The following is a 15,594-nucleotide window of genomic DNA, read 5'->3' as shown; positions in this document are numbered from 1 at the left end:
GCGAAGGCTCCTAAGGCTTCAGCTTGTAGCCACGCGACAGCATGAACCAGACCAAGGCGATCAGGAGCGCGTTGACGCCGGCGACAACCGCCATCCCGGTCAGAAGATCGCCGTCGTTGCGGCCGAGAAAGCCGTAGCGGAAGCCATCGATCAAGTAGAAGAAAGGATTCAAGTGAGCCACGAACTGCCAGTTTTCAGGGAGGCGGGCCACCGAATAGAAGGTCCCCGACAGGAAGGACAGCGGCACGATCACGAAGTTGGTCAGCGCCGCGATGTGGTCGAACTTCTCCGCCCAAATGCCCCCGATCATTCCCAGAAGCGAGAGCATGAGAGCTGCCGCCGTACCGTAATAGACTATCAGCCCAAAGTTGTGCAGCGACAGGGGTACGAAGATCGCCATCGCCAGGGCCGTCGTGACGCCCACCAACAGCCCCCGGGTCAGACCGCCAAGCGCGAACCCAAGGGCCAGCTCGACAGTGGAGAGGGGTGGCATCAGGACATCGACGATGTTGCCCTGAATCTTCGAAATCAGGATCGACGAGGAGGTGTTTGCGAAGGCGTTCTGCAGCATGGCCATCATGATCAGGCCGGGCGCCAGAAACTCCGCATAGGGGATATCTCCGAACTTCAGGTTGCCGCGCCCCAGTGCCAAGGTAAAGACCGCCAGGAACAGCAGCATCGTCACCATTGGCGCCAGAACGGTCTGCGTCAGCACATTGACGAAGCGCTTGACCTCCTTGAGGTAAAGCGTCCAGAGGCCGACCCAGTTGACCGCACCCATGGGACGCGGACGAGGCGGGGGCAGAGTGACGGCAGTCGGTCGGGGCAGTTCGGTCATGGGAGCGTGAGATAGCGGTCGCGGCTTCAGTCGGCAAGCGCGACGAGAGCACAACATCGCTTCGCGGAGGTCTTGCCAGCGACGGGGATACAAATCCTCTCGCGGCGTGGCAGGCTAAGGCCCATGATTTCGGAGTCGAACGAGAAAAGGTCGCCAGCGCGCCGGGCGCCGAAGAAGGCGACACCCGCCTACCTGGAGCGGGCCGCGCTCTTCTATCTGGAGCGCTACGCCGCTTCGGCGGAAAGTCTGCGCCGCGTGCTCCTGCGCAAGGTCCGCCGCGCGAGTGAAGCGCACGGAAACGATCCGACCGAGGGGGCCGAGGCGGTCGAAGCCCTAATTGCCCGATTCCTCCGTGCCGGGCTACTCGACGACGGTCTCTACGCCCGTGGCCAAGCCCTAAGCCTGGCACGGCGTGGCAGCTCCGAACGCGCGATCCGCCAGAAACTGCAACAGCGCGGGATCGCCGAAGCGGAGATCGCTCGGGCGCTGGCTGCACGCCATGAAGAGAGCGAGGATCCGGAGTTGGCTGCGGCTTTGGCCTACGCCAGACGCCGCCGGATCGGTCCCTATCGCACGGATCCCACCCTTCGCGCCGAAACGCGCCTGAAGGATCTGGCGGCCCTCGCCCGTCGCGGCTTTGCACCGGCGCTCTGCCGACGAGTGATCGACACGGAAGATCTGGAAGCCTTGTGGGAGGAAACGCGAAGCTCCCTCTAAACCAAGCCTCTGGTTCACGGAGAGGTCGACCCGGTTCCTGTTCCGGTGCCTGCACTCTCGTAGCGGCGATGCTCCCGCAGCTGTGGAACCACCAAAGTTCGGAGATGGTTTCTAGTTGCAGCGGCCGATGGAGTCTTCGCCGCAAACGCGCTGGCCGTCGGTCCAGGTGGCACCGGTCAGATCGGCCCGGAAGAAGTCGGTTCCACCGGTCCGAGCGCCCGTCAGGTTCGCACCGCGCAGGCTGGCTCGCGTCAGACGGGCGTTACGCAAATCGGCGTTCGACAGATCCGCGCCGTTCAAGTCCGCCTTCGTGAAGTCGGCCTGCTGTAGATCGGCCCCTTCGAAGACACTATCGATCAAGCTCGCGTTGATGAACTTTGCACGATAGCTCTCGCTGCCCGAGAGATCCGCACCATCCAGGGTCGTGCGGAAGAAGCTTCCGTCGCGCAAGCGCGCCCCCGCCAAATCGACCTGGGACAGATCGAGCCCGTCGAAGTTGCACCGCTGCCAGTTCACGCCGGGAACCGGCGGATCGGTGCAGCCGGCCAAGGCCGGCTCCGGAGGGAGTGCGGTTGCGAGGAAGAATGCAGTGGGGAGGGCAGCGAGGAGGAAGCGAGGCGTCATGTTGTGCAAGATGGGAGAGAATATCCTCTAGGGCAATGCCTTAGCGATGGCGACGGGCGCGGCAACCGGCGACGTCCGGACACAATCACGTGCGCCAAGCCAGAAGGCGCTGCTCCAGACGCCCGATCAGCCAGCTCACCGTGACCCCCATGATCGAAAGAAGCGTGACACCCGCAAAAAGACGCTCGAGATCGTAGAGCGCACCGGCCTCCAGGATGTAGGCGCCGACACCGAACTCGGCCCCCAGCATCTCGGCGGCAACCAGGAGGATAATGGCAATCGCGAGCGACACGCGAAGTCCCGACAGGATCGCCGGCAGGGCGGCCGGCAACACGATCTTTCGGACGATGGACCACCAGGTCAGACCGAAGCTCTGCCCCATACGAATCAGGCTGCGATCCACGTTGTCGACACCGCCGTAAGTCGCCACCACCGTCGGCGTGAAGGTCCCGAAGGCGATGAGGGCATACTTGGAGCCCTCGTCTATGCCGAACCAGATCACGAACAACGGCAACAACGCGATCTTCGGAATCGGAAAGATCGCCGCGACCAGAGGCACCAGGCCCGCGCGCGCCAGACTGAACAGCCCGATCATGACCCCCACCGCGATGCCGGCGGTCGCCCCCATTGCGCCCCCGACGATCAAGCGCTCGAGCGAGGGGAGCAGGTGCTTCCACAGCAGACCGCTCCGATAGAGCTCCACGAAAGTCCAGAACACGGCGGAGGGACTGGGCAAAACAAGGTTCGAGATCACGCCCGTGCGCGTCCCCGCCTCCAGCAGGCCGATCAGGACGACGAAAACAATCGGACCGACAAAGAGAACGCGGCGCGGCGCGAAACCGCCGCCACGGAACGGCACCGGCCGTGCGCGGCTGGACTGCGCAGCCTCGACGGCACCGGAAGGGGCGGCGTCAGGCATCGATCAACTCCCGGTCCGCCGCCATCGCCTCGTCGCGCATCACCTGCCAGAGGTGGCGTTGCGTGCGCTCCAACTCGGCATCTCCAAAACTGCGCTCCGCGAGCGGCCGATCGATCTCGACGATTTCACGAATGCGACCGGGACGACGCGAGAGCACGACAACGCGATGCCCCAAGCGAACCGCCTCGGCGAGATTGTGGGTCACATAGACAGCCGTAAAGGGCTGACGCGTCCAAAGACCGACCAGGTCGTCCATCAGCAGGTCGCGGGTCTGACTGTCGAGCGCCGAAAGCGGCTCGTCCATCAGCATCACCGCGGGACGCACGGCCAAGGCCCGGGCCAGAGCCACACGTTGCTTCATGCCGCCCGAGAGCTGCTTGGGCAAAGCCTTGGCGAAGTCGGACAGTCGGGTCCGTGCCAGGACATCGTCGACAATCTCCCGCATCTGCGCACTGGAGAGGCCATGATCCTCCAAGACCAGCGTGACGTTCCCCTCGACGCTGCGCCAAGGCAGCAACGCGAAGTGCTGGAACACGTAGGTCAGTGGATTCAAAGAGGTCTCAGGCGGCCGACCGAGCTGCAGTACGACGCCTCGATCCGGTTGCTCCAGCCCCCCGATGAAGCGCAGCAAAGTCGACTTGCCGCAACCGGAGGGGCCAACGAGGCAGACCACGCTGCCCTGAGGGATCTGCAAGTCGATCTCGCTCAGAACCTCGGTTTCGCCATAGCGGTGGCTGATCCCGTCGAGATGCAGATCCATGGTCGCCTTCCTTTTGCGGAGCCATCTCCAGTCGAGGCTGGAGCTGGCAAACCTTAGATGGACGCGACGTAGGAGGTGTCGACCAACTGTTCGATGGAAATGTCTCCGCGCACCAGATCCTCGGCCTTGAACCAATCAAGCTGATCGGTGATCGATCCCATCTTGAGAGCCGCCTCGGGCGTGATGCGCATGGCGCCGTTGCGGATCGACGGTGCCGCCTTCTCGAGGGGCCGGTCGGTATAGACGTAGGTATGGATCAGCCTCACCATCTCCTCGGCTGCAGCCGTATCGCTATCGCTATCGACCAGTGCGGCGTTGAAGTCGGCGGCACCACGCGAGAAAGCGGCCAGGAAGGCGGCTGTCTTCGCCCGCTCCTCCAGCGCGTTGTCGGCCGAGGTGAATACGGTCGTGACCTGATAATCGGGGATGTAATCCGCGATCCGGCCGATAGGACGAACGGCCTCCGCAGCGGTTAGTGCCTTGGCAATGTGAGGAACGATCGCCCAGGCATCGATCTGCCCGGACTTCAAGGCCCCGATGATTGCGGAGACCTTCTGCAGAGGCCGCAGTCCGACCTCGCCCGGAAAACCTTCGGCCGCGGCGATCTTCTCTGCCATGTAGTGGAAGGAGGAGCCGGCGGTGCTGATTCCGAAGGTCTTGCCTTTCAGCGCGGCGGGCGAGGTCAAGCCGGCGTCGTGGGCGGCATTCGACGCCAGGACGACTTGGCCATCGATCCCGGCTTCTTCCTGCAGCGCACCACCGACGACCTTGACGGCTCCCTTTTCCGCTAAGCTGATCAGACCGCCGGTAATCGCGGTCACGCCGAAGTCGACATCGCCGGAGGCAATGGCGACCGCCATCGGCTGCGCTGCCTGGAAGAATTCGAACTCGACGTCGAGCCCAGCCTCCGCGAAGTAACCGCGCTCGTAGGCGACGAAGCTCGGCGCATGACTGGTGAAACGCAGCGCACCAACCTTAACTTTCTCGCGCGAGAGAGCCGGCGCCGTGAAACCGCCGACAGCCGCCACCGCCGCCAACGTCCCGAGCGCTCGGCGGCGGGTCAGGGTGATCGTCATCTCAAAGTCCTCCCATGGAAACCGGTCTTCTTTTTCAGAGCCGGTCCAAGCAAAGTCCGCCGGACCGCCGCTTTGCTTCCCCATCGCTGGCCGTCGCCGAAGAGTCAAGTCCCCAGAGAGCCCACGACTGGAGAGCCAAGCCTCCAGCGATCTTCCAAACACCGAGCGGCAGCCAGGGGTGCAGGGACGTCTCCTTCACCGCTCTCCGCGTTCTTCAGCGCGAGCACGCGCCAGAACGCGTTGATAGGCGGCCATAACCTCATGCTCGTGGACAAGACCCAGTAAACGCCGGTCTTCGCGGCTATCGACCACGGCAAGGTGCGGCTCACCCGAACCGACGAAAACACGCACGGCCTCTTGAAGATCCTCCTCGGCCGTCAGCAGAGGTGCATTCCGGGCCAGCTTTGCTGCCGTCAATTCTTCGTGGACTTCACCGTCGAACGCCACGGCGGCAATGTCAGTGAAGGTGATGACCCCGATCAGCGCGCCCTCGCCGTCCACCACCAGCAGTTCGCTACAGGGCGCACGCGCCAGTTCCCGTTTGATTTCTTCTAAGGGGCTGTCAGGGGCGACTGCAGCGTAGGACCGATCGAGCAAGGACCGAACTTTGGTCTGAGCCAACAGGGTGGCTTCCTGGCCTCGGCCGACATCCACGTCCCGTTGCGCCAACTGCCACTGGAAGAAAGAGCGCCCGAAGGTCCCCTTGACCACGACGCTGGCAATCGCCGTGGCGACCATCAACGCGATGGTGATCTCGTAATCGCCCGTCAGCTCGAACACCATCAGGATGGTCGAGATCGGCGCGCCCAGAACGGCACCCGCGACCGCACCCATGCCGACGATCGTGTAGGCGCCGTGATCGCTCGCCAGATGCGGGAAAGCACCGGCTGCGATCAGACCGAAGGCTCCGCCCGTCATGGCGCCGACGAACAGCGAGGGCGAGAAGACACCGCCGCCGAAGCCGCCGCCCAGGGAGATCGCGGTCGCAGCCATCTTGACCACGGCCAAGGCGATCAGCAGCTCTAGCGTGTACTGCTGGCCGAGGGCCTTATCGGTCGCCTCGTAGCCGACTCCCAAGACCTGAGGAAAGAGCAGAGCGATCATGCCGACCAGAAGGCCGGCGACGGCCGGTCGTATCCACGTCGGGCCAGGCAAGCGCGCGAAACCCTTCTGACTGACGGCCACGGACCGGATGAAGACGATCGCGACCACGGCCGCCACGGCCCCGAGGAGCGCGAAGGCGGGAAACTCCCAGAACGACACGATCTGGAACTGCTCGTCGAGAACGAAGGCCGGGTAGTCGCCGAAGTGCATCCGGCTTACCAGCGTCCCGACGACACCCGCGATGACGATCGGCGCGAAGGCCGAGAGGGCGTAGTGGCCGACCACCACCTCCAGTGCAAAGAAAACCCCTGCGATCGGCGCATTGAAAGAGGCCGCGACGGCGGCGGCGACACCGCAACCCAGCAGCGTACGGGTCAAGCGCCGGCCGAGGTGAAAACGCAGAGCCAGCCAAGACCCCACGACGGCGCCGAGATGCACCACCGGCCCCTCTCGTCCCACCGAGGCTCCGCATCCGATCGAGGCGGCGGAAGCAACGGCGGCCCGCAGTCCTGTTGCCATAGACATGCGCCCTCCATAGAGCGCGGTCGCCTCCATGACGTTGGCCACCCCCTGAGGCTGGCCGTTCGGGAGAAATCGATGGATGAAGAGACCCACGAGCAGGCCGCCCAGGCTGGGAACCAGAAGCAACAACCACCAGTCGAGAGTCTCGGCATGACTCGCCAATGCCTCGCCCGCGTAGCCAAAACCCAGCCACTGTATGGCATCGATGGCGTAGCGGAATCCGATGGCCGCCCCCCCGCCGGCAACCCCGATCACCACGGCCATGATCGACAGCACCACCTGGTCGCTGCGACCGAAGCGCCGAAGCGACGCCAGCATGCGGCGACGGTCGGACAGAACACGCGCGAGGGTCATAATCCTCCGACACCGAGGGAAGCCGTGCTCCGCGCGGTGCCCCTACTAAGGGTCGTATCCACACCACTGTAATCGCGACGACCCGAGGAAGTCCAAAGACACGAGACAGACGGGGTTATGCCCTGGCGCTTACGGCCCTTCGATACCGGGCAGCGAAGCGACCGCCTGAGCCATCTCTTCCAGGAGAAGCCGCAGCCGACGGGTCTGGTGGCGTGAGGGCAGGTAAGCTGCATTGATCGGTAAGGATGCTGCGCGCCAGGTCGGCAGAAGGTCGACCAGGGCGCCGCTCTCCAGATCGGGGCAAACCAGCCAAAGCGGCATCACGGAATAGCCTATGCCGAGGCGCGCAGCCTTCTGGGCCGCGAAGATGTTGTTGGTCGAGAGTGCGACCTGCGCCGCGAGCGTCGCCGTTTCGCCCTTCCGATTGAAGAGAGGGATCTGCCCGGCCTCGAAAGGCTCCAACGCCGCACAGGGAAGATCGCCCAGATCGGCGGGCAGCTCGAACTTGCGATTGCCCGTTAGACTGGGCGAGGCCACAAGCAGACGCTCGACCCTGCCGAGCGGGCGCACCACCAATCTTTCATCCGGAACGCGGCCGACCTTGATCCAGAGATCGCAACCGATCTCGGCGAAGCGGATCGGGCCGTCCTGAAGCAACCAGGCGATCGTCAGATCCGGGTGGGACTGCTGGAATCGCAACGCCGCCTCGGCGAGATGGAGCTGACCAAGCGCTACCGGCGCAACCACCCTGAGCCTGCCTCGCAGACTTGCGCCCGTCTCCAGGTAGCGTTCCGCAAGGGCCTCCCATCCGTCCAAGAGCTGACGCGCCTCGGCCAGACAGTCCTCGCCAGTCTCCGTCAGCGCCAGACTATGGGTCGTACGATGAATGAGGGACGCGCCCAACCGCCGCTCCAGCTCGGCAAGCTGTCGGCTGGCCGAGGCTTGGGAGAGGTTCAAGTCCCGGGCCGCTGCGCTGATCGACCCACGCTCGGCAATACGCATGAAGGTCGCGAGCAGCGAAAGGCGATCAGTACCTCTGCTCATTCGTATAACGGATAGCCAATAGACTTATTAACCGTCTACAGGAAATCTGGCCCCTGCCTCACTTTCCTTCGCATAGACGGCGCCGATGGCTGGCGCCGAAAAGCGAGGAGAGAAACCATGTCATCCCCTGCCGAAGTTTCGCGCCACTTCGCCTTAGGCGGAGATCTGATCGTCGACCGGCTCGGCTACGGCGCCATGAGGCTGACCGGGCAACCGGGCAACTACGGCCCCTACCAAGACTGGCAGGCAGGTTTGCGGTTACTGCGCCGTGCCGCAGATCTCGGCATCAATTTCTTCGATAGTGCCTGGGCTTACGGACCTGAGGCTGCGGATCAGATCGTCGGGGAAGCCCTGGAAGGCCGTGATGTGGTCCTGGCCACGAAAGGCGGAGTCGATAAACCCGAGCCTGGCCGTATCGTTATCGACGGCTCTCGCGATCGGCTTTTCCGACAGATCGATAAAGCGCTGATAAATCTTCGCCGGGACTCGATTAGTCTCTTTCAACTCCACCGGATCGACCCGCAAACGCCCATCGAGGATTCAATGGCGGCTTTGGCGGAGGCACAGGCCGAAGGCCGCATTCGACACATCGGCCTGTCCAACGTAACTCGCGAAGAGCTGGATCGTGCGCTGACAGTCGCCCCCATCGTCAGCGTCCAAAACCGTCTCAACATGGCCGAAACGGCGGAGTCCGATCTGGTCGACTACACGGCCGAGAAAGGGATCGCCTTCATCCCCTACGGCCCACTGGGCGCGAACCCCATGCGACAGGGAGCCACTCTCGAACCCGGCGCAGCCTTGGCTTGGCTGCTGAAACGCTCCCCCAATATCATCGTCATTCCCGGCACGACATCTGTCGTACACCTGGAAGAAAACATCCGCGCTTGGGAGAAGGTCTGAAACGCCGCCCAAAGGCGCCGCTGACTTCGAATGGGCCTGGGCGAAAAGGCCCGCGCCTCTGAAACCCAGGTGGTTCCGCGCGGCTTGAATCCGGTTTAGCCTCCCGCTGGCCGCATCCGAGGGGCACGGTCGCCGTTCTGTCAGGGATTCCCGCCACTTCCATGCTTGATCTACGCCCCGTTCTTTTTGTTGTCGGCCTGCTGCTATCGGTCCTGGCCGTGGCCATGATCGTACCGGCTCTGGTCGATCTAGCGGTCGGCCATCCTGACTGGCAGGTCTTTGCAGCCAGCTTCGCCGTGACACTTTTCGTCGGCGTCGCGTTGATGCTGACCACACGCAGCGGCTGGAGCCGTTTCACGCTGCGCCAGGGCTTTCTGATGACCACCCTGGCCTGGCTGGTCACGGCAACCTTCGGCGCCCTGCCCTTCGCCTTCTCGGAACTGCAACTGGGCCTGACCGACGCCTTTTTCGAATCCATGTCCGGTGTCACCACGACCGGGGCGACGGTGATCGTCGGTCTGGACCAGGCTCCCCCCGGTATTCTGCTGTGGCGGGCGATTCTACAGTGGCTCGGTGGCATCGGCATCATCGTCATGGCGGTTGCGGTCTTGCCGATGCTGCAGGTTGGCGGCATGCAGCTCTTCCGCGTCGAGGCCTTCGATGCCGACAAGGTCATGCCCCGCGCCGCGGCGATCGCAGGGGGGATCGGCATAGTCTACATCGCGCTGACTGCGATGGCCGCGCTGATCCTGGGATACCTCGGCATGGGGGCCTTCGACGCGGTCGCCCACGCCATGACGTCCATTGCAACCGGTGGCTACTCGACGCGCGACGGCTCCATCGGCCACTTCGACTCTGCGGCAATCGACTACGCCATCTGCGTGTTCATGCTGCTCGGCAGCGTGCCCTTCGTGCTGTATCTGCGCGCCGCGCGCGGCAATCTGCTTGCCCTTTTGCGCGACAGTCAGGTGCGCTGGATGCTGGCGGTGCTAGCCGCGGCCATCGCGATCCTGGTCATCGAACTGACGCGCAACGAAATCATGAACGCCGAGGACAGCCTGCGTTACGCCACTTTCAACGCCATTTCCATCATGACCGGCACCGGTTACGCGACCACGGCTTTCGATACCTGGGGCGGCTTCGCGATGAGCATGTTCTTCATGCTCATGTTCATCGGCGGCTGCGCCGGCTCCACCACCTGCGGCATCAAGATCTTCCGCTTTCAGGTTCTGGGCGCCATTGCCGGCACACAGCTCAAGCGCTTGATGCAGCCCAACGGAGTCTTCATCCCCTACTACAACGGCCGACCCATTCCCGAGAGCGTCTCGATCTCGGTCATGAGTTTCTTCTTCTTCTTCGCCGCCACCTTCGGACTGCTCTCAGTCGGACTTGGACTGATCGGGCTGGACTTCGTGACGGCGCTGTCGGGAGCGGCTTCGGCAATCGCCAACGTGGGTCCCGGCCTGGGGGAGGTGATCGGTCCCGCCGGTACCTACGCGCCTTTGCCAGATGCCGCGAAATGGCTGCTTTCGGCCGGCATGCTGCTCGGGCGTCTGGAACTCTTCACCATCCTGGTGCTCTTCACGCCGCACTTCTGGCGCAACTGATCGACCGGAAAACCGGGCACGAGGCGGAACAGGCGAGATAAGATCGGGCAACGCGGACCGGGGCGAGCGGCCGCATGCGTTCAGAAGCGGCCGCTCGCCTGTATCACCGGATCAGGTGAACATGTCCGCCGTAATAGACTTGTACCAACCATCCGCGTAAACCGACTCGAGCTTCCGGGACGCCTCGTCAGCCTCCATCGGACTGACACCGCCGGAGCCTTCCACTGAGATAATCCCGTCATCGGTCGCCTTGTACACACCGGCAACAGAGATGGCGTAGTCGGGCGCGACGTGACTGTAACAGGTATTGACCCAAGCCGGATTAGCCAGCTCACGCCCCGCAAGCAAAGCGATAGCCGCCGCAGCCGCCGTCTTGCCCTGGCTGTTCGCCGCGAAGCCCGACTTCGGCATCGGCGAGGCGATCGAGGCGTCACCGACCACATGGACGCCCGGCACGAGTGTCGACTCGAAGGTCCGCCCATCGACCGGGCACCAGCCCGAGGCGTCCGCCAGACCGCTGTTTCGCGCGATCGCCTTGGCGTACTGAGGCGGCACGACGTTCGCCACCTCGGCCTGATACTCCATACCGAACTCGGTGATCAGCGTGCGAGTCGCAGGGTCGACCTCAACCACTTGGCCATCGTTGGGCAGATTCACCCACTCGATCATGTCGCCGTAGAAGCGATCCCAACCTTGCTGGAACAAGCCCTGCTTTGAGAACCTCTCCTTAGCATCGAGGATCAGAATCTTTGAGCTCGGCTTTTCCTTCTTGAAGTAGTCCGCGATCATTGAGACACGCTCGTAAGGGCCCGGCGGACAGCGAAAGGGGTTCGGTGGCGAGGCCAAGACGAAGAGGCCACCGTCCTCCATGGCCTCCAACTGGCTGCGCAAAAGCAGAGTCTGCGCCCCCGGCTTCCAGGCATGGGGCATAGCCTCATATGCTGCCTCGTCGTAACCAGCGATGCCGCCGTCCTCAGGCGGACGCAAATCGATCCCGGGAGAGACGATCAGTCGATCGTACGTCAGGGTCTCTCCACCCGCCAAGGTCACGTTGCGGCTGTCGGCATCGATACCGGTTGCCGTGTCCTTGGCGTGCGCGACATTCCAACGGTCACGCAGATGATCGTAACTGTGAGTAATCGAAGCGAGATCGCGCCACCCGCCGAGCACCAGGTTGCTGTAGGGGCAAGTGATGAAGCTGTCGTTCGGCTCGACCAAAGTGACGCGCAGATCCGGTTCCGCTTTCTTGAGATACTTCGCAGCCGTCGCACCGCCGAAGCCTCCACCGATCACGACCACATGAGCTGCCGCCTGACCCTTTGCGATTTGCGGTGCGGCCAGCAAAGGCGTTGCTGCTGCAGCCGCGGCGAGCTGCGTAAATCTGCGCCGCGTGAAAGCAGATTGTGTCTTCTTTTTCATTTGAGCGCCCTCCGCGTCATTGCAGCTTGCTGAGATAGATAGCCAAGGCGTCGATCTCCGCATCGGAGTAGCCGGCCGCGAGACGATTCATCACCGTTGCTTGGCGCTCGCCGTTCTGAAAGGCCTTGAGCGTAAAGCGGATGTACTCGGCGCTATGGCCGCGCAGTGTGGGAATGGCACCCGATCCCCCCAGTTCCGCACCGTGACAACCAGCGCAGGTGCCAGCAAGGATCGCGGTATCGGCAGCCGTATCGGCGTTGGCTGGTATCGACAGACCAGCCGTAAGCGCCGCGGCGAGAGCCACGGCGAACAGACCTCTCCTCATGACGTTTCCTTCCCGCTTTTCTTTATCGATTACGGATTATTGAATATGGGAAGGGTGACCCTATGGCACGCCACTGTCAATTGCGCACGAGCCTGACCTAGCGGCGTCCGAAAACGCAACAAACCGGAGGAGCGGAAGTTGGTGCGATGACAAGCCTGCGCCGCTTCTGAGAACGACCGAAGGCTTTCGGGGAGCCTCAACGGCGACGGGGCGTCCTAATCGCGTGCGAAAACCGGGGCAAAGGGAATACCGGCTTCGTCCATGGCCTGTTGAACCACCGGCTCGGGTTTGCCGTCGAACAGCTGTCGCAGAAGTTCGTCAACGGCAGGGTCTTCATTCGCGCTGTTGACACCGAACACCCTGGAGAGCGCCCGGACCTGAAAGGCGCGCCGCTGTATCTCGTCGCCTTCGACGCTATCGAACTCGTTGACCACGTCGATGGCCGAACTGAAGGGAGGCATCAAAGCGGTCGGGATGCCGGCTTTCTCAAATGCCGCCCGTAAGCCAAGAGCTCCTCCCTGAAGCGCAAGGCAGCGCGCATTCTCGGCCGAAATCCGACAGAGTTTCGCCAAGGCGACGATGAAGAAGTTGACATCACCGGCACAGAGGGCACGCAACATCAAGCTGGGTGACAGGCGATTGTTTACGAGAAGATGTTCGACGAAGAGGTCAAGATCGCCTTGCCGGCCCGCCACAGGTTGGAGGATCAGGGCGGTCACCGACTCCCGCGCGTGGTTCACAAGTCCGCGCAGCAGCACCGGAGACAAATTATAGCGCGCCACCAATGTACGCCGCATCTCCTCGGCGACGCGATGAAGCAGCTTCTCGGCAATGTGCGCCGGCAACCCGTTTCGCGAGGCAACAGCATGAGCGACCGCAGGCTTGTCTTCAAAACGAGTCAGAACGCGATCGTAAGCCGGGTCGGGAATATCGGCACCGCGGTTCCCCATCAAGGCCACCACCGCGTCCTCGCTTCCCTGATCTACCAGCGCATTCGAAACGGTCGAGGAAACTTCATCGCGCATGGCCACCGCAACCTGTTTGCGGCCGTCGCCCTCGGCGATGACTTCGAGCAACAGCGCGTCGTCGAGCTCTTGGCTGTAACGCAGGACAGGAAAAGCCACAGAAGCGACGTCCTGAGCCAGCCGCTCGGCAAGGTCCTTGTCAAGCAGGGTGGAGTGAGAAATCTGCCAGGCAAGCGCTTCCCGCACGGACTGCTCAGCAGTGCGGCTGTAGGCTTGCACCACGCCTTCAGCCAATCGCCGTGCCTCGTATGAAAGCCCCTCGCTTTTCAGCTCGCCGACGACGTTCTGCAACGTTTCGATCTGCGCGCTGGCCGAGCGATCCGCGAGCAGACGTTCCACATCCCGGTACGACAGCGAGCGGCGCGTAGCTTCCATAAGTCAAAGACTCCCGACGGGCAGCGAATTCAATCGCGAAACCACCTTGCAAACTGAAATCTAGACTACAACCGTAAGCAAAAAGTGAAATTGAGTGAATGGCCGGCTCTTATATTCAATATTTGCGGCAAATTTTATTTATAGCATCGAATATTTAGAGAAATTGTCGGTCTCCATACCGTACGGCATCGGACCAGGTCATCTCCAGATTTCGCAACATGCGAAAGGTATTCTCAAAAGCCTCTCGGTCGGCGTCATTTGTCACCAGTCGAGCCGCATGCACACTTTCCAGTTCCGCCAGCGCGGCACAAAGCTGAAGCCCCTTTTCCGAAAGGCGAATACGCGCCGCCCGCTTGTCGCGTGCCGCGGTGCTTCGATCTATGTAGCCGCCCTCGTGAAGTGCCTTGAGATTGTAGGAGGCGTTGGAGGCGAGGTAGTAGCCGCGTTCGATCAAATCGCGAACCGACACTTCCTCGTCGCCGATGTTGAGCAGCATCAGGACCTGAGCAGGACTGACATCATCGATGCCTTGGCGGTTCAATTCGATGCGCACCACGTCGAGCAGCCGGCGATGCATCCGTTCTACCAGGCGCGTAACCTCACGGTAAAGCTGCGCTTCCGGGTCTCGGGCGACCGCTGACAGGGAACCGGCCTGCCCATCGACTGCAGCTTCGCTTCTCTCGCCTTGTGCCTTGGCAGCCTGACGTAGTTGTTCCTGCCCGAGCGCCATTACCTCTTCCTTTTGAACGTCGCAAACTGTTGTTGCCGGTTGCAAGACGGAAGCCTGGCCCCGCACGCCGGACGAATACGCTCCAGCGTCCTAGTCAAGCCATTGAAGCCTTAACATCTCTTAAAGGGACGTCGAGTAATTTATACAGAATTGAGGAACCTACAAAACGACAATCTGTCGTTACCCAAACGAAAGCCGAACCTATGGCTGAAGTGTCGAACGCCCCCGCTCGCGGACTCTCGAGCCGCTCGTTGTTCACCAGGGGCGTCGCCACCCTCGCGTTGATCCTTCTGACGGCCGGTTGCACTGTCGGCGGAGCTTCCGGCGATCTTGCGAAAACGACAACCTTTCAGAGTGCGGCCTGGTCAAAGCTGGTGGATCTCGGCGACAAGAGCCGCGCCGGCGGCGAACCGACGACGGCCCTTCAGTTCTATCGCCAAGCTCACATGCAGGCGCCCGACGAACCGCTGCCTCTGATCCTGATCGGCGAAACCTTGATCGAGGTGGACGATCCTCTCGAGGCCGCCGCAGCTTTCCGAGGGGCACTCGATCTGCAGCCAGGCCGCACCCGCGTACTCCTGGGCCTCGGCGGCGCTTTGATCCGACTCGATCAGCCCTTGGCCGCCTTGCAGCAGTTCGAAGTCGTACTCGGTCAAAACCCTGACGACGTCACAGCCCTCAGTGGTGCCGGTGTTGCCGCCGATCTGGCCGGGGAGCGCGAGCGTGCACAGGCTTACCTGCGGCGCGGTCTGGAGCAGGAGCCCGACAGCGTTACCCTTCTCAACAATCTCGGCTACTCGCTGATTCTCTCCGGCGACTATCGGGAGGCGATTTCCCTTCTGGAGATGGCAACGGTGTTACCGGAAGCCACGGCTCAGCACCGGCAGAATCTCGCCCTTGCCTACGGCTTGGCGGGCCGCGAGGCCGAAGCCGCCCGAATGATCCGCATGGACTTCGGAGATGGCGAGGTCGCCCGCAACCTCACGTACTATCGGGCGCGGCGCATTGGCCAGCCGCAGGCCCCGGATCAAAGCCAGACACCGCTTCCGCTTCGCAAACCCCTGGCGCAGGCCGCACCAACGGAAGCTGTCGAGACCGAACCGGCGGGTGCGGTCGAAGACGCAGCCGAAGAGCAGGAGGCGACCCTCGAGCTTGAAGGCCTGCTTACCGACTGATCCGGTATACGGGTCAAATATTCGGGCTAAGAAACTGCGATCAGTTGAAACGTTTTCTACCGGCCTTCACTCAGCGCCGG

At 62.6% G+C, this 15,594-nt stretch carries 15 protein-coding genes; 4 read left to right on the top strand and 11 right to left on the bottom strand.

What is annotated here, in order from left to right:
• Nucleotides 1-10: 10 nt before the first annotated feature.
• Nucleotides 11-838 (bottom strand): ABC transporter permease, encoded by an 828-nt coding sequence (locus ACO054_RS00825; RefSeq protein ID WP_421708547.1) that lies wholly within the window; start codon nucleotides 836-838, stop codon nucleotides 11-13.
• 123 nt (nucleotides 839-961) lie between these two features.
• Here ACO054_RS00825 and ACO054_RS00820 point away from each other — a divergent pair, with 123 nt between their 5' ends.
• Nucleotides 962-1,555 (top strand): regulatory protein RecX, encoded by a 594-nt coding sequence (locus tag ACO054_RS00820; protein WP_421708546.1) that lies wholly within the window; start codon nucleotides 962-964, stop codon nucleotides 1,553-1,555.
• Between the two features lie 111 nt (nucleotides 1,556-1,666).
• On the opposite strand, the gene ACO054_RS00815 is transcribed toward ACO054_RS00820, so the two are convergent.
• From ACO054_RS00815 to ACO054_RS00790, 6 genes are all read right to left on the bottom strand, one after another.
• Nucleotides 1,667-2,104, bottom strand: a complete 438-nt coding sequence (locus tag ACO054_RS00815) for a pentapeptide repeat-containing protein (RefSeq protein WP_421708545.1) — start codon at nucleotides 2,102-2,104, stop codon at nucleotides 1,667-1,669.
• Nucleotides 2,105-2,264: 160 nt separating this feature from the next.
• Nucleotides 2,265-3,098 (bottom strand): ABC transporter permease, encoded by an 834-nt coding sequence (locus ACO054_RS00810; RefSeq protein WP_421708544.1) that lies wholly within the window; start codon nucleotides 3,096-3,098, stop codon nucleotides 2,265-2,267.
• Nucleotides 3,091-3,858, bottom strand: coding sequence for an ABC transporter ATP-binding protein (locus ACO054_RS00805; protein ID WP_421708543.1), 768 nt, complete (start codon nucleotides 3,856-3,858; stop codon nucleotides 3,091-3,093). Before ACO054_RS00805 ends, ACO054_RS00810 begins: the two co-directional genes overlap by 8 nt.
• 53 nt (nucleotides 3,859-3,911) lie before the next feature.
• Nucleotides 3,912-4,934, bottom strand: coding sequence for an ABC transporter substrate-binding protein (locus ACO054_RS00800; protein ID WP_421708542.1), 1,023 nt, complete (start codon nucleotides 4,932-4,934; stop codon nucleotides 3,912-3,914).
• 195 nt (nucleotides 4,935-5,129) lie between these two features.
• Nucleotides 5,130-6,914 (bottom strand): chloride channel protein, encoded by a 1,785-nt coding sequence (locus ACO054_RS00795; protein ID WP_421708541.1) that lies wholly within the window; start codon nucleotides 6,912-6,914, stop codon nucleotides 5,130-5,132.
• Nucleotides 6,915-7,043: 129 nt separating this feature from the next.
• On the bottom strand, nucleotides 7,044-7,958 hold the full coding sequence (locus ACO054_RS00790; protein WP_421708540.1) for a LysR family transcriptional regulator: 915 nt from the start codon (nucleotides 7,956-7,958) through the stop codon (nucleotides 7,044-7,046).
• A gap of 117 nt (nucleotides 7,959-8,075) precedes the next feature.
• On the opposite strand from ACO054_RS00790, the gene ACO054_RS00785 reads away from it, so the two are divergent.
• Together ACO054_RS00785 and ACO054_RS00780 are read left to right on the top strand one after the other, a co-directional pair.
• On the top strand, nucleotides 8,076-8,858 hold the full coding sequence (locus ACO054_RS00785) for an aldo/keto reductase (RefSeq protein WP_421708539.1): 783 nt from the start codon (nucleotides 8,076-8,078) through the stop codon (nucleotides 8,856-8,858).
• Between the two features lie 161 nt (nucleotides 8,859-9,019).
• Nucleotides 9,020-10,465, top strand: coding sequence for a TrkH family potassium uptake protein (locus tag ACO054_RS00780; RefSeq protein WP_421708538.1), 1,446 nt, complete (start codon nucleotides 9,020-9,022; stop codon nucleotides 10,463-10,465).
• A gap of 111 nt (nucleotides 10,466-10,576) precedes the next feature.
• Here the strand turns inward: ACO054_RS00780 and ACO054_RS00775 are convergent, their stop codons facing one another.
• From ACO054_RS00775 to ACO054_RS00760, 4 genes are all read right to left on the bottom strand, one after another.
• Entirely contained in the window at nucleotides 10,577-11,884 is a 1,308-nt protein-coding gene (locus ACO054_RS00775; RefSeq protein ID WP_421708537.1) for an FCSD flavin-binding domain-containing protein, read from the bottom strand.
• A 16-nt stretch (nucleotides 11,885-11,900) separates the two neighbouring features.
• Nucleotides 11,901-12,209 carry a c-type cytochrome gene (locus ACO054_RS00770; protein WP_421708536.1) on the bottom strand — a complete coding sequence of 103 codons (309 nt, stop codon included), beginning with the start codon at nucleotides 12,207-12,209 and terminating at the stop codon, nucleotides 11,901-11,903.
• Between the two features lie 215 nt (nucleotides 12,210-12,424).
• Entirely contained in the window at nucleotides 12,425-13,525 is a 1,101-nt protein-coding gene (locus ACO054_RS00765; protein ID WP_421708535.1) for a DUF2336 domain-containing protein, read from the bottom strand.
• A 238-nt stretch (nucleotides 13,526-13,763) separates the two neighbouring features.
• Nucleotides 13,764-14,339 (bottom strand): MarR family winged helix-turn-helix transcriptional regulator, encoded by a 576-nt coding sequence (locus ACO054_RS00760; RefSeq protein WP_421708534.1) that lies wholly within the window; start codon nucleotides 14,337-14,339, stop codon nucleotides 13,764-13,766.
• A 203-nt stretch (nucleotides 14,340-14,542) separates the two neighbouring features.
• Here ACO054_RS00760 and ACO054_RS00755 point away from each other — a divergent pair, with 203 nt between their 5' ends.
• Complete coding sequence (locus ACO054_RS00755) at nucleotides 14,543-15,514, top strand: tetratricopeptide repeat protein (protein WP_421708533.1); 972 nt, start codon at nucleotides 14,543-14,545, stop codon at nucleotides 15,512-15,514.
• Nucleotides 15,515-15,594 lie beyond the last annotated feature (80 nt).

Source organism: Algihabitans sp. (assembly GCF_965226985.1).
Lineage (GTDB): Bacteria > Pseudomonadota > Alphaproteobacteria > Kiloniellales > DSM-21159 > Algihabitans.
This window is presented reverse-complemented; position numbering and strand designations above follow the sequence as displayed.

Bases quoted from the DNA above. Each gene is read 5' to 3' on its own strand.
- ACO054_RS00825 (WP_421708547.1), bottom strand. From the start codon at position 838: ATGACCGAACTGCCCCGACCGACTGCCGTCACTCTGCCCCCGCCTCGT.
- ACO054_RS00820 (WP_421708546.1), top strand. From the start codon at position 962: ATGATTTCGGAGTCGAACGAGAAAAGGTCGCCAGCGCGCCGGGCGCCG.
- ACO054_RS00810 (WP_421708544.1), bottom strand. From the start codon at position 3,098: ATGCCTGACGCCGCCCCTTCCGGTGCCGTCGAGGCTGCGCAGTCCAGC.
- ACO054_RS00805 (WP_421708543.1), bottom strand. From the start codon at position 3,858: ATGGATCTGCATCTCGACGGGATCAGCCACCGCTATGGCGAAACCGAG.
- ACO054_RS00800 (WP_421708542.1), bottom strand. From the start codon at position 4,934: ATGACGATCACCCTGACCCGCCGCCGAGCGCTCGGGACGTTGGCGGCG.
- ACO054_RS00795 (WP_421708541.1), bottom strand. From the start codon at position 6,914: ATGACCCTCGCGCGTGTTCTGTCCGACCGTCGCCGCATGCTGGCGTCG.
- ACO054_RS00790 (WP_421708540.1), bottom strand. From the start codon at position 7,958: ATGAGCAGAGGTACTGATCGCCTTTCGCTGCTCGCGACCTTCATGCGT.
- ACO054_RS00785 (WP_421708539.1), top strand. From the start codon at position 8,076: ATGTCATCCCCTGCCGAAGTTTCGCGCCACTTCGCCTTAGGCGGAGAT.
- ACO054_RS00780 (WP_421708538.1), top strand. From the start codon at position 9,020: ATGCTTGATCTACGCCCCGTTCTTTTTGTTGTCGGCCTGCTGCTATCG.
- ACO054_RS00775 (WP_421708537.1), bottom strand. From the start codon at position 11,884: ATGAAAAAGAAGACACAATCTGCTTTCACGCGGCGCAGATTTACGCAG.
- ACO054_RS00770 (WP_421708536.1), bottom strand. From the start codon at position 12,209: ATGAGGAGAGGTCTGTTCGCCGTGGCTCTCGCCGCGGCGCTTACGGCT.
- ACO054_RS00760 (WP_421708534.1), bottom strand. From the start codon at position 14,339: ATGGCGCTCGGGCAGGAACAACTACGTCAGGCTGCCAAGGCACAAGGC.
- ACO054_RS00755 (WP_421708533.1), top strand. From the start codon at position 14,543: ATGGCTGAAGTGTCGAACGCCCCCGCTCGCGGACTCTCGAGCCGCTCG.